We start from the raw sequence: 13,066 nt of genomic DNA on the forward strand, positions 1-13,066 counted from the left end.
CTCCCTTTCATTTGCCGCCGCCGGCGATCTGATCGCCGTCGCGGGTAAGATAGTAGGCTGCCAGGATCGGCAGGAAGGTGACAAGCACGACGACCATGGCGACGACGTTGGTCACTGGTCGCTGGCGCGGACGAATGAGTTCCTCCAGCATCCAGATCGGCAGCGTCATCTGCTGGCCGCCCGTGAAGGTGGTGACGATGACTTCATCGAAGGACAGCGCGAAGGCGAGCATGCCGCCGGCAAGCAGCGCCGTGCCGATGTTCGGCAGGACGACATGACGGAAGGTCTGGAAGCCATCTGCGCCCAGATCCATCGACGCCTCGATCAGCGAACCGGAGGTGCGGCGGAAACGGGCGGCAGCGTTGTTATAAACAACGACGACGCAGAAGGTGGCATGGCCGAGAACGATGGTCCAGACCGAGAAGGGGATATCGAACAGGCTGAAGGCGGAGCGCAGCGCGATGCCGGTGATGATGCCGGGCAGCGCGATCGGCAAGATGACCAGCAGCGAGATCGCTTCGCGGCCGAAGAATTTCGTCTGGCTGACGGCTGCGGCGCAGAGCGTGCCGAGCAGGAGCGCGATAATGGTGGCGATGGTTGCCACCTGAACGGACAACGCGAGCGCCGACCAGACATCCGGCCTGTTCCAGGCGATGCCGAACCATTGCAGGGTGAGGCCCGGCGGCGGCCACTGATAACTCTTCTCCTCGGTCGTGAAGGCATAGACGAAGATCAGGAGGATCGGCAGATGCAGGAAGAGCAGGCCTCCGGCGGCTGCGATCTTCAGAGGCAAGGAGGCGCGTTGGCCGCGATCAGAGCGCATCGAAGGCTCCCTGTTTCTTGGCGATCCAGAGATAGATGGCCATGATGACGATCGGCACGACCGAGAAGGCGGCGGCAAGCGGCACGTTGCCGGCGGTTCCCTGCTGCGCATAGACGGCCTGGCCGATGAAGAGGCGGGAGGAGCCGATGATCTGTGGGATGATGTAATCGCCCAAGGTCAGCGAGAAGGTGAAGATGGAGCCGGCGACGACACCCGGCAGGGCGAGCGGTAATAGAACCGTGCGGAAAGTCTGGTTCGGCGTCGCGCCGAGATCCGAGGAGGCTTCCAGCAGATTGGCCGGTACGCGTTCGAGAGCGGCCTGCGTCGGCAGGATCATATAGGGCAACCAGATATAGACGAAAACGAGGAAAGTGCCGATATAGCTGACCGAGAGCGAGTTGCCGCCGATGACGGGCAAAGCAAGCACGCCGTCGAGCAGCCAGCCGAGATGCAGGTTGTCAAAGATCCAGGTGAGAATGCCTTCCTTGGCGAGGATGAGCTTCCAGGCATAGACTTTCACCAGATAGCTCGACCAGAGCGGCAGCATGACGCCGAGATAGAATAGTGCCTTCCATTTCCCTTGCGCGTAGCGCGCCGCATAATAGGCGATGGGGAAGGCGACGAAGGCGGAGGCAAGGGTGACGAGAGCTGCCATGACGACCGTGCGCACGATGATGTCGAAGTTCGCGCTATTCAGCAGCTGCGCATAGGTCGAGAGCGTGAATTCGTAATTCACCATTCCCGAGAAGTCGTCGATCGAGAAGAAGCTCTGCAGCAGCAGCGCGATCAGCGAGCCGATATAGATGATGCCGAGCCAGAGCAGCGGCGGCGTCAGCATCAGGAATAGCAAAAGCTTCGGGCGGCGCCAGAAGAGATCGGAGAGGTGGCCGAAGACGCCGCCGCGCCGCGGCAGGATCGAGGCCGGCGCTTGCTTGGCCGAGGTGGGGAAGGCTGCAGCGTTCATGCGGCGTCATCCATGTAATGGATATCGGCAGGCAGCCATGCGAGGCGAACGGACGCACCGGTATCCGGGGCTAGTTGTCCGGCGGGTACTGTCACATGCAGCCGGGTGCCGTTTGCTTCGACGGAGAGGCGGGTAGCGGCACCGAGAAAGCTCGTCGCTTTCACGGTCGCCGCCACGCCGCTCTCCTCAGTCAACCGGATGGCTTCGGGGCGCAGGCTCGCCCAACGCCGTTCGCCGCCGAGCGACGACATGGTGTCGGGGGCAATGACATTGGAGGAGCCGACGAAATCGGCAACGAAGCGGGTCTTCGGCCGCTGATAGATGTCGTGCGGCGAGCCCTGCTGCACGATGCGGCCGTCATTGAAAACGGCGACGCGATCGGCCATGGATAGGGCCTCGCCCTGATCATGAGTGACGAAGACGAAGGTGATGCCGAGCGCGCGCTGCAGGCTCTTCAACTCCTCCTGCATCTGCTCGCGCAGTTTCAGGTCGAGCGCGCCGAGCGGCTCATCAAGCAGCAATACCTTCGGCTTGTTGACCAGAGCGCGAGCGAGCGCCACGCGCTGTCGCTGGCCGCCGGAGAGCTGGCCGGGACGGCGGGCGCCATAGCCAGGTAGCTTGACCAGCTCCAGCGCCTGTTCGGCGGCCTTCAGCCGTTCGGCCTTGCCGACACCCTTGACCATCAACCCGTAGGCGACGTTGTCGAGGATATTGAGATGCGGAAAGAGCGCATAATCCTGGAACACCGTGTTGACGTTACGCCGGTAGGGCGGCACGCCTTCGGCAGTTTCGCCGAAGATCTCGATATGGCCGCCCGTCGGCTGCTCGAAACCCGCGATCAGCCTGAGGCAGGTGGTCTTGCCGGAACCGGAAGGGCCGAGCATGGCGAAGAATTCGCCGGGCGCGATCTCCAGATCGACGCGGTCCACAGCGCGGACCTGGCCGAAATGGCGCGACACCTGCTGGAAACGAACGGCGTTCATTGGTTTCTCCAGGGAAGAGGTTGTTTTTCCTTCTCCCCTTGGGGAGAAGGTGGCCTGAAGGGTCGGATGAGGGAGCGGTGCGGCATAGACTGTCCTTCGCTAGCCGCTCAGGACATTCGTCACTTCGTTCCTCATCCCCCTCATCTGCCTTGTCAGGCATCTTCTCCCCGCTGGGGAGAAGATAGAGATCACCGCCCGCCGATCACGCCGATATAGTCGGAGACCCAGCGATGATAGGGCACGCATTCGCTCTGCGTGCTGCATTTCGCGACCGGCGTCTTCCAGAACTTGATCTTGTCGAAGTGGTCATAGCCATTGGTGGCGCAACCGCTGTCGGTGAGCAGCTCATCGCCCTTGCAGGCGGCCGGAACGGAAGGTACGGCGCCGAACCAGGCGGCGGCATCGCCCTGAACCTTGGCCTGCAGCGAGTGTTCCATCCACATATAGGCGCAGTTCGGATGCTCGCTGTCGGCATGCAGCATGGTGGTATCGGCCCAGCCGGTCGTTCCCTCATCCGGGAAGGTGGAGGCGATCTTCTGCTTGTCGGCCTGCAGCAGGTTCACCTGGAACGGCCAGGAGCCGGAGGCAACGACGCCTTCGTTCTTGAAGTCGTCGGTCTGGATCATGGCATCATGCCAGTAGCGGCTGACGAGCTTGCGCTGGCCGCGCAGCAATTCGAGTGCGGCCTTGTACTGATCTTCGTTGAGCTCGTAGGGGTCCTTGATGCCGAGTTCTGGCTTGTGCGCCATGAGGTAGAGGGCGGCATCGGCAATGTAGATCGGGCCGTCATAGGCCTGAACGCGGCCCTTGTTGGACTTACCATCCGGCAGCGTCGTTTCTTCGAAGACGACATTCCAGCTCTTCGGCGCCTGGTCCTTGAAGGCGGCGGTGTTGTACATCAGCACGTTCGGTCCCCAGAGATAGGGAACGCCGTAGTGAACGCCGTTGACGGTATGCCATGGGGCATTCTTCAGGCGTTCGTCGAGGTTCTTCCAGCTCGGGATGAGGTCGGTGTTGATCGGCTGCACGCGCTTGCCGGCGACGAGTCTCAGCGAGGCATCGCCGGATGCGGTCACGAGGTCGAAGCCGCCTTCGTTCATCAGGGCGACCATTTCGTCCGATGTCGCCGCCGTCTTGACGCTGACCTTGCAGCCGGTCTCCTTCTCGAAGCCGGTGACCCAATCGTAATTCTTGTCGCTTTCGCCGCGCTCGATATAGCCGGCCCATGCGACGATGCTGACCGCACCTTCGCCCTTGCCGAGCGTCTTCAATGGCTCGGCGGCGATGACCTGTGTTGCGAAACTAAGGCATGCGAGCACGGCCGTGCATGATTTCAGCAGATGCTTCATCGGACTCTCCCGGTTTTTGAGCCTTGATGGCGTGGAGCCAGTGGCTGGCTTCTTGTTCCCGGAAGGAAAGGTGACGCGATTTTGCCGCATTCGCAAATTCATTTATCAGAAAGGCGATATCGGAAATTCCGATTCCTAGCGTATACGCATGAGCTGGTAGCGGGCCTCTGCTACCGCTGCCGGCCCGAGCGCATGCTTTCGGCGACGCCGACGAAATCGCGGGCCGCTTGCGGTAGGCTGGAGCCCTTGCGCCAGACCATGCCGACCTGCACGACCGGCAAAGAGCCGGAGACGTCGCGGCTTTCGATGCGATCGCCTTCCAGCGACCAGGGGCGATAGACGAGGTCCGGCAGCAGTGCGACACCGGCGCCCGTCGCAACCAGGCTGCGCACCGCTTCGACAGAGCGGGTGCGGAAGGCGACATGCGGGCGGGCGCCGAGCGCGGTCAAAAGCTTGCCGGTGTTTTCCTCGATTTCGTCGATGGTCAGCATGATCAGCGGCTCACGGGTAATGTCGGCGACACTGATGATATCGGCCGAGACGAGGGGGTGGCCCATCGGCAGCCAGAGCCGGTAGGGCGAAGTTTCGAGGATCTCCGCCTGCAGGGCCATGCGGTCGCGCAGGTTGGAAATGACCATGACGGCGACGTCGAGTTCGCCACCCACCAGAAGATGTTCCAGATAGCCGCCATTATCCTCGATGGCGCTGACCTCGACGCCGGGGCAGGCACGGCGATAGCGTGCCAGAAGATCTGACAGAACATAGCCGGCGACAAGCGACGTCACGCCGATATTCAGCGTGCCGCCGGCTTCGTTCCGCTTGCCGGAAAAGCTGGTGCGCGCGTCGGAAACGGTTGCGAGGATCTTCGTTGCGTGACGCAGGAATTGGTGGCCGTTGTGGGTGATCGACAGACCGCGCGGATGGCGCTCGAATAGCTCGACGCCGAGGTCGCTTTCCAGCTCCTTGAGGGCTTCGGTCACAGAGGATTGCGAGATCGACAGGTTCTGCGCGGCCCGCGTCACGGAGCCCTGTTCCGCCACGGCGACGAAGTATTGCAGCTGTCTCAGCGTGAAGGCCATGCTCCGGTTAGAGCATGTTCGCGCAGAGAAAGGCAAGTGCTCGTCATAGCTGTGAAAGTTTGGACCTTTTTTGGTAACGATGTCGAACACGATGCAAGTTTCGCCTCGGTTTTAAGTATTCCGAAACGCCAGTTCCCTAACGTGAGGGTTGATCATTTTTGTCGCCTTGGAGTGGTCTATGAGGGAGCAGTTGGCGTGAGCGCCTTACTGCACATTTTCCGGGTACCCCGGAAACTTGTCGTACTGATCGGCGGAGTGGCCCTTCTCGTGGGGTCCTCCGGCGTTTTTGCGCTTTATGTTGGCAAGGACAGGCTGCTTGGTCTTGTATCTGCTTCCCCCGACGGGCTCCAGTGCACCGACGTCAATCTCATCACAATCCGCAAGGACAACCGCTTCTGGGTTCGCAAATATATTCGCACCGAACCGACCGATGGGTTGACGCGGGTCAGAACCGCGCTCCGCGTTGCCAAGGCCGTCTATCAGGAACAGAAGCCGGATCTCGTACAGGTTGTGGTTCTCGACCGGAACGGACCGACGTTGCGCTCCGACCTGCGCGGCCGGGCCCTTGGCGCCGATGTCGTCTATGTGGCCCATCCCGACCGGCTGGTCGATGGCAGCTCCGAAGCACCGCTGACGGCGCGCTATTACGACGGTGGCGCCAGCAATGCTGGCCTGTTTTACGGCGAGCAGATTACCATGCTGCCGCAGGATATCGATGCGGCGATCGCTGGATTGAAGGATCTGTCCGATTGCGGCAATGCGCTGGCAGCGGACAATGGCGGCGACGCCAAGAAGGATAAGATGAAGGCAGCGATCGCTGCGGAAGAGAAAACGGCCGCAAAACAGGGCGAGAGCCGCGATGCCAAGCCGCCGCTGCCGGAGCCGAAATCGACCGGCAATGTGCGGCCGGGCTATGATGAGAACGGCGAGTTCATCGGGGCTGATGCCGGTTCCAAAGACAAGAGCCCATCACCGGGATTGGACCCGACCATGACGGGTGCAGCCGACCGTCGCTCGCCCGTCACCAACTGATCAAAACTGGCTTCGCGCCATCCGGCGGACAAGTAACAGTCTTATTCCGCCAGATGTTTTTCGCCGATAGCCTGGTAGAGCGCGAAAAGCGCCTCGTGAACCTCACCTGCAAGACGATAGAAGTCCGGATTCGCCAGGATGGCGGGGTGCTGAAGCAGCAGGTCGTCGGTCATGTCGAGCATGATCGATACCGTGTGCATCGCCTCGTGGCAACCGAACGTTCCCGGTGCGTATTGCGAGAGATCGATGTCGCCGATCTCAGCGAGATCGGCCAGCCGCTGATGCTCGCTATCGTCTGCGGCTGGCATCTCTTTATCCGTCATAATACGCACCTTTGATGTTCGAAGGACCAAACCGGTCTCAATCGGCCTTGTTGCGACGGGCCGGGAAAAGAATGATGTCGCGGATCGATGGCGAGTTGGTCAACAGCATGATGAGGCGGTCCACACCAATGCCGAGACCGCCTGCCGGAGGCATGCCCTGGTCGATGGCATCGAGGAATTCCTCGTCCAGCTGCTTTTCCTTCTCACCGCGTGCATGCGCCTGCTGGAGCTGCTCGACCATGCGGGCGCGCTGCTCTTCCGGATCGTTGAGTTCCGAGAAGGCGTTGCCGAGTTCCCAGGCGTTGCAATAGGTCTCGAAACGTTCGACGAGGCGCGGCTCGCCCGGCACTTCCTTGGCGAAGGGCGAGATGTCCTTCGGGAAATGCGTGACGTGTGCCGGCTGGATCAGTGAGCCCTCGACCTTCTCTTCGAAGATGAAGGCAAGGCATTCACCCCAGGTCGCATCCTTCTCGACGGCGAAGCCGGCAGCCTTGGAGGCGGCGCGGGCTTCTTCGTCGGTCTTGATCGCCAGGAAGTCGATGCCGGTCGCTTCCTTGACGGCATCGGGCATCGGCACGCGGCGGAACGGGCCCTTGAAGGAGATCTGCTTGTCGCCGAACGCGAATTCGGTGCTGCCATGGATCGACATGGCGAGCGTCGAGAACAGACGCTCGACGAGGTCCATGATGTCCTCGTAGTCGGCATAGGCCCAATAGCACTCCATCATCGTGAATTCAGGATTGTGCCGGGTGGAGACGCCTTCGTTACGGAAGTTGCGGTTGATCTCGAAGACTTTGTCGGTGAGGCCGGAAACCAGCGTGCGCTTCAGGAACAGTTCCGGCGCAATCCGCAAGTACATGTCGAGCTTCAGCGTGTTGTGATGCGTCTTGAACGGCTCGGCCGTCGCGCCGCCATAGACCGAATGCAGCATTGGCGTCTCGACTTCCATGAAGCCGTCATTTTCCATGAAACGGCGGATGCCGGAGACGATGCGGCTGCGCTGCTGGAAGCGGAGCTTCGATTCCTCGTTGGTCATGATGTCGAGATGACGCTTGCGGTAGCGCAGCTCGATATCGGAGAGGCCGTGCCACTTTTCCGGCATCGGCAACAACGACTTTGTCAGCATGGTGATCTGCTGGGCATTGATCGTCAGTTCGCCGCGCTTGGTGCGGCGCACGACGCCGGTGACGCCGATGATGTCGCCGATATCGATCATCGGCAGCAACGCGCGAGCTTCTTCCGAGGTCACGTCCTTATGGCTGAAGATCTGGATCTTGGCCGAGGCGTCGTGGATGTCCATGAACATGCCGGAGTTGCGCGAGGAATAGACGCGGCCAGCAACGGTGACGACATCGCCGGTTTCGGTATCCGGCTCCAGGCCTTCGTATTTCGCAGCGAGCTCGGCATTGGTCATGGTCCGGTGGAAATGCGCCGGATAGACGTCGCCGATCTGCTCGCGCAGCAGCTTCAGCTTCTGCGCGCGAACTTCCGTTGCGTCGGAGGAGAGGGCGGAGGCTTCGGTCTTGTCGTTCATGGTTTTAAAGTCCGGTTCAGTTCTTCGGGCCGACGAGGGTCGCAACGGTCTGCGCGGCAAGTTTCAGTCGCTGGCGGACGACGGACCGGCCGAGGATCGCCATGCTATCGAAAAGTGGGAGGGAGCGCGAGGAGCCCGATACGGCGACGAAAAGCGGCGCGACGATGACCTTCAGCTTCTTGCCCATGCGGTCGGCGATGGCGCGCAGCTCGGCTTCGATCGTCTCGACATTCCATTCGAGGATCTTTTCCAGATCCGGCTGCACGGTGTTCAGGATCTCAAGCAGTTCTTCCGGCGTCGACTTGATCTTCGCGAAGGCGGAAGGATCGAGGTTGAGGTCGGACTTGAACAGGAAGCCGGTCAAGTCGGGCAGTTCGCCAAGCTTGGTGATGCGCGACTGCGACAGCTTTAGGCCTTCCTTCAGGCGATCATTTTCCATCGCCCAGGTCAGTACCCGATGCTGGAACTCTTCTTCTGACAGCTTCTCGCGGATCCAGCGGCCGTTCAGCCAATCGAGCTTCTGGATGTCGAAGATCGCGCCGGCCTTGGAGAGGTTTTCCGGATCGAACTTTGCGGCAAGCTCGTCCATGCTCAAGAGCTCTTCACCTTCGGCGATCTGGATGAAGAACAGGCCGAGGAAGTTCATCAGCGCTTCGGGGATATAGCCGAGGGCCGTATAATAGGAGATCGAGGTCGGGTTCTTGCGCTTCGACAGTTTCGACTTGTCTGCATTGCGCATCAGCGACAGGTGCATGAACACCGGCGGCTCCCAGCCGAGATACTGATAGATAAGGATATGCTTCGGCACCGAGGCGAGCCATTCCTCGCCGCGCGCGACATGGGTGATCTTCATCAGATGGTCGTCGACGACGTTGGCCATGTGATAGGTGGGCATGCCGTCGGCCTTGAGCAGGACCTGCATATCGACGGCATCCCACGGGATTTCCACATCGCCGTAGACGCCGTCATGGAACTTGCACGAGCCTTCGGTCGGGATCTTCATACGTACGACATGCGGTTCACCGGCGGCAACGCGTGAGGTCACTTCCTCGGCGGAGAGGTTCAGACAGTGGCCGTCATACTTCGGCGGCAGGCCGGCGGCGCGCTGCGCCTCGCGCATCTTTTCCAGGCGCTCCGGCGTGCAGAAGCAGCGGAAGCCGTGACCGGCCGTGACGATCTGCTCGACGTAGGGCTTGTAGAGGTCCTTTCGGTCGCTCTGGCGGTAGGGGCCGTAAGGGCCGCCGATATCCGGACCTTCGGACCATTTCAGGCCGCACCATTTCAGCGCGTCGAGCACCTTCGTCTCGAATTCCGGGGTAGAGCGGGTCGCGTCGGTATCCTCGATGCGCAGGATGAACTCGCCGCCGTGTTTCTTGGCGAAGAGATAGTTGAACAGCGCGATGTAAGCGGTGCCGACATGCGGCTCGCCGGTGGGGGAGGGTGCGATGCGGACGCGAACGCCTGAAGTGGTCATCTTGTTTGCCCGTCATAAAAGGCCGGGCCGCGCTTGGGACAAGCGCCGTCCAGCCGAAAATGTCTATCTGGATCAGGAAACCGGCCGGAAAAGGGCGTCTTGCCGCTTCTATCAGCGTTTTCCGTATGGCTGGCCTTAGGCCATATTCAAGGGGTGACGTCAAGGGAAACTGCGCCGCGACGGCAGGCAGAGGCACCGAGGACGCCGTGATGCATCGAAAAGGGCCTGCCTTCCAATTTCACGAAGCGTCTTTACACTTCGTAAGTGTTTCAGGAGAAAAGCCTTACGCTTGCCCAATTTGATTTGCAATTTTCGCGGCAGTGGCGAAATAGGTTTTCAATCGTTCATTCCGGGGATCCCATGAAGAAACTAATTTTGAGCTTGCTATTGGCGGTCTCGATGGCCGACGCCGCCGCTGCCCAATCGACTATTACGCGCGATGGTTCGGCGAAACTGATCGAATCCTATCGCGCCTATATTGGCAACGACGATCTCTATAATTCCAAGGGCGAGCGCCTGACCGCACCCTGGCAGATCATCCGCCAGGACCGCGCCAACTATCACGCCTATCGCCGCCGTGACCGTGGCGACGAGGGTGACAGCTTCTTCTCACTGCCCTCCAATCGCCAGAAGCTGGAAGCCATGCTGGCCAACGGCAATATCGCCGACGATGCCGGTAATTATATCGTTCGCGGCAACGTCTGGATCAAGGTCGACATTTATGGCCGCGGCGATATCGGCGAATGGGTCGACGTGCACGTCCAGGATTGATCGATGTGATGAAGCCGCACCTCATCATGGGTGCGGCTTCCCGATTAGTGACCGCCTGAGGTCTTTTTCCGACGGTTCCGCGCCATCATGTTCAGCGCTTCGACCAGAGCGGAGAAGGCCATGGCGGCGTAGATGTAGCCCTTGGGAACATGCACGCCCATGCCTTCGGCGATCAGCGTCGTGCCGATCATCAGCAGGAAGGCGAGTGCCAGCATGACGATGCTCGGGTTTTTCTCGATGAAATTGGCGAGCGGATTTGCTGCGACCAGCATGACCGTAACAGCGGCGATGACGGCGACGAACATGATCGGCAGGTGCGGCGTCATGCCGACGGCGGTGATGATGCTGTCGATCGAGAAGACCAGGTCGAGCAGCAAGATCTGGCCGATCGCCGACGCGAAGGTCGTGGTCGTCGATTTGGCGATGAAATCCTCGCCCTGCTCCTGCGGATCGACATTGTGATGGATCTCCTTCGTCGCCTTCCAGACAAGGAAGAGACCTCCGCCGATGAGGATCACGTCCTTCCAGGAGAAGTCCTGGCCGAAGATTTCGAAGATGGGCTGGGTCAGCTGCACGATCCAGGCGACGGTTCCGAGCAGCGCAAGGCGCATGATAAGGGCGAGGCCGATGCCGATCTTACGGGCTCTGTCGCGATGTTCCGACGGCAGCTTGTTGGTGAGGATCGAGATGAAGATTAGGTTGTCGATACCGAGGACCACCTCCATGACGACAAGGGTAATGAGCGCCACCCACGCGGCTGGGTCCTGTATCAGCCCCATAATATCCATTGACGATGCCCCCTTTGATCAGCATTCGCCGATGCTGACCCCCAGCCCGGCCTCTCCAGAATGGCCGTAATGTAAGGAGTGTCATGGTTCGTACAAGCGCCGCCGCCATTTTCATGGCGGCGGCCTTGTTTCCGGGTCTTGTTCCCAGGCATGGTTTCTAGTCTTTGAGGGGGATCCATATCTCCGTAACGCCCGTGCCCGCGCGCGGGTCGAAGCGGTCGTCATAGCGTTCCATCATGTCGGGGGTGCCGGTATGCTGTTGACCCGATTGCGGCAGCCAGTCTCCGAAGATCTGATGCACCGTCGCAGAAATGCCGGAGATATGGCCGCGATGCGTGAAGATCGCGTAGCGCTGTTGCGGCAGTTTCGTCGTCACGAAGCCTTCGGGCAGGCCGTCCGCGGCGGAAACTTCGGCTGCCGACATGTAACGGAAGCTTTCGCTACCTTCTTCCGCCTGAGTGCAGACGCCATAGGCGACATTGCCGATCTGGCCGGGAATATGGCCGAAATACTGGTTGAATTTCTGCCAGAGCGAGGGGATGGCCTGTGTCGCCTCATAGGCATAGGTTTCCGCAAGGCCGGCAAGCAGCATGGCGGGATGGGTCTCGAAGCGCGGTGCCTCGAGCTTGGGAAGGCGGGTGTCGTCCATTCTGATCGGTTCCTGTAGAGCGAGGTTGCGAACGTGCCCTTGCTTGCGCAGATTTTCCGGCGTCATGCCGAATTGCTCGCGGAAGGCACGGGTGAAAGCCTCGTGCGAGCCGTAGCCGGCATCGAGGGCAACCTGGAGAATGGAGGAGGAGCCGTCGGTCAGTGCGAGAGCCGCTTCGCTGAGGCGGCGGCCCCGGATATAGCTGCTGATCGAGTGACCCGTCGTCATGCCAAAGACCCGCGAAAGATGAAAGCGCGACAGCCCGGCCGTCTCGGCGATCTCGTCGAGCGAGATGTCGGATTTAAAATGGCTTTCGATGAACCATATCGCTCTGCCGATCGCGCTCATTTTCAACTCCCCTGGTTGCCGGGCCACTCATAGGCCTGTGGCGGTGGCGATGCTTGATCGCCATTGCGGAGTTGAATTACTACACGCCCGCGGACAGCAGGAGAGGCCTGATCATCCTAATCCCTGCGATCCGGACCGTAGCCCGCCAGGAAAACCCGCACGGCGCCGCGCACGACATAGTCGATCTCTTCCTTAGACGGCGGCTCTTCCATGTCGCCGAAGAGCCGCAGCTTGAAATAGCCGCCGCTGGCCATTTCCAGGAAGTGGCGGGCAGCCATGTCGAAGTCGTCGATCTTGAGATGGCCTATGGCAGCCTGCCGCTCGAGGAAGCCGCGCAGCACCGTGCGCAGATTTTCCGGACCGGTGAAAAAGCGTTGACAGAGCGAGGGCATGCGTTCGCGCACGCCGATGACCGTGCGCATGGCGCTGATGGTCTTATCCGAGGTGACGTGCGTGACGAAGACGATACCGAAATCATAAAGCGAGGTGGTGACATCCGCTTCGTCTGAAAGGGCATTGCGCACGAGATTGACGAAATGGGTCCGCTCGCTCTCCATCATGGCGGCGAACAGATCTTCCTTGTTGGCGAAATAGACGTAGAGAGTGCCCTTGGAAACGCCCGCCTCGCGGGTGACATCGTTCATGCTCGCCGCATCGAAGCCCATTTTCATAAAGACACGCTTGGCGCCTTCGAGAATCTGATGGCGCTTGGCTGGGTCCTCGCCGGCTGCCCAACGTCCACCGGAGCCCGGTGCGGGCGCGTTCAACACAGCGGCATTTTGGGATTCGTGTTTCATTGGCTCTTTCACTGTCTCCTTTACGCGATACTCGATCATTTTTTCTGAATCTTAAACAGATTCGCGAAATAAATCGAACCGCTCAGTTCGATGTCTCTTGATATGGAGTGAAAAAGGCTTTATGTCAATTGAACCGAACCGTTCGGTTCGAT

Annotated in this window: 13 protein-coding genes; 2 read left to right on the forward strand and 11 right to left on the reverse strand. The window is 60.3% G+C overall.

All coding sequences use genetic code 11. From position 1 onward, the window contains the following. Positions 1 to 7: 7 nt before the first annotated feature. The 5 genes from FHT85_RS22040 to FHT85_RS22060 all read right to left on the reverse strand — a co-directional run bounded on the left by FHT85_RS22040 (position 8) and on the right by FHT85_RS22060 (position 5,198). Positions 8 to 823, reverse strand: a complete 816-nt coding sequence (locus tag FHT85_RS22040) for an ABC transporter permease (RefSeq protein WP_112410059.1) — start codon at positions 821 to 823, stop codon at positions 8 to 10. Beyond that, the gene (locus FHT85_RS22045) at positions 813 to 1,787 is read right to left on the reverse strand and encodes an ABC transporter permease (RefSeq protein WP_112410058.1); all 975 of its coding nucleotides are present in this window, start codon (positions 1,785 to 1,787) and stop codon (positions 813 to 815) included. Before FHT85_RS22045 ends, FHT85_RS22040 begins: the two co-directional genes overlap by 11 nt. Next, positions 1,784 to 2,770 (reverse strand): ABC transporter ATP-binding protein, encoded by a 987-nt coding sequence (locus FHT85_RS22050; RefSeq protein WP_112410057.1) that lies wholly within the window; start codon positions 2,768 to 2,770, stop codon positions 1,784 to 1,786. Before FHT85_RS22050 ends, FHT85_RS22045 begins: the two co-directional genes overlap by 4 nt. 188 nt (positions 2,771 to 2,958) lie before the next feature. Beyond that, positions 2,959 to 4,119 (reverse strand): ABC transporter substrate-binding protein, encoded by a 1,161-nt coding sequence (locus FHT85_RS22055; protein ID WP_112400723.1) that lies wholly within the window; start codon positions 4,117 to 4,119, stop codon positions 2,959 to 2,961. Between the two features lie 170 nt (positions 4,120 to 4,289). After that, positions 4,290 to 5,198, reverse strand: a complete 909-nt coding sequence (locus FHT85_RS22060) for a LysR family transcriptional regulator (protein WP_015341184.1) — start codon at positions 5,196 to 5,198, stop codon at positions 4,290 to 4,292. 195 nt (positions 5,199 to 5,393) lie between these two features. Between FHT85_RS22060 and FHT85_RS22065 the strand changes: the two genes are divergently transcribed. Next, positions 5,394 to 6,230, forward strand: a complete 837-nt coding sequence (locus tag FHT85_RS22065) for a hypothetical protein (protein ID WP_112410056.1) — start codon at positions 5,394 to 5,396, stop codon at positions 6,228 to 6,230. A gap of 41 nt (positions 6,231 to 6,271) precedes the next feature. Here the strand turns inward: FHT85_RS22065 and FHT85_RS22070 are convergent, their stop codons facing one another. Genes FHT85_RS22070 through gltX form a run of 3 tightly spaced genes read right to left on the reverse strand, consistent with a single transcriptional unit; the run spans position 6,272 to position 9,561 of the window. Beyond that, positions 6,272 to 6,538: a hypothetical protein gene (locus tag FHT85_RS22070; RefSeq protein WP_015341182.1), complete on the reverse strand. Its 267-nt coding sequence runs from the start codon at positions 6,536 to 6,538 to the stop codon at positions 6,272 to 6,274. 52 nt (positions 6,539 to 6,590) lie between these two features. Next, positions 6,591 to 8,087 carry a lysine--tRNA ligase gene (lysS, locus tag FHT85_RS22075; RefSeq protein ID WP_112410055.1) on the reverse strand — a complete coding sequence of 499 codons (1,497 nt, stop codon included), beginning with the start codon at positions 8,085 to 8,087 and terminating at the stop codon, positions 6,591 to 6,593. 16 nt (positions 8,088 to 8,103) lie between these two features. Beyond that, positions 8,104 to 9,561: a glutamate--tRNA ligase gene (gene gltX / locus FHT85_RS22080; RefSeq protein ID WP_112400720.1), complete on the reverse strand. Its 1,458-nt coding sequence runs from the start codon at positions 9,559 to 9,561 to the stop codon at positions 8,104 to 8,106. 360 nt (positions 9,562 to 9,921) lie between these two features. Between gltX and FHT85_RS22085 the strand changes: the two genes are divergently transcribed. Next, entirely contained in the window at positions 9,922 to 10,332 is a 411-nt protein-coding gene (locus tag FHT85_RS22085; RefSeq protein ID WP_112400719.1) for a hypothetical protein, read from the forward strand. Between the two features lie 44 nt (positions 10,333 to 10,376). On the opposite strand, the gene FHT85_RS22090 is transcribed toward FHT85_RS22085, so the two are convergent. From FHT85_RS22090 to FHT85_RS22100, 3 genes are all read right to left on the reverse strand, one after another. Next, a complete protein-coding gene (locus tag FHT85_RS22090) occupies positions 10,377 to 11,120 on the reverse strand; it encodes a TerC family protein (protein WP_112410054.1) in 744 nt (247 codons plus the stop codon). A gap of 157 nt (positions 11,121 to 11,277) precedes the next feature. Further along, positions 11,278 to 12,117: a GyrI-like domain-containing protein gene (locus tag FHT85_RS22095; RefSeq protein WP_112410053.1), complete on the reverse strand. Its 840-nt coding sequence runs from the start codon at positions 12,115 to 12,117 to the stop codon at positions 11,278 to 11,280. A 116-nt stretch (positions 12,118 to 12,233) separates the two neighbouring features. Continuing rightward, positions 12,234 to 12,914 (reverse strand): TetR/AcrR family transcriptional regulator, encoded by a 681-nt coding sequence (locus tag FHT85_RS22100; protein WP_041677674.1) that lies wholly within the window; start codon positions 12,912 to 12,914, stop codon positions 12,234 to 12,236. Positions 12,915 to 13,066: the final 152 nt, after the last annotated feature.

Origin of the sequence: Rhizobium sp. BK312 (genome assembly GCF_014193605.1) — a bacterium.
GTDB lineage: Bacteria > Pseudomonadota > Alphaproteobacteria > Rhizobiales > Rhizobiaceae > Rhizobium.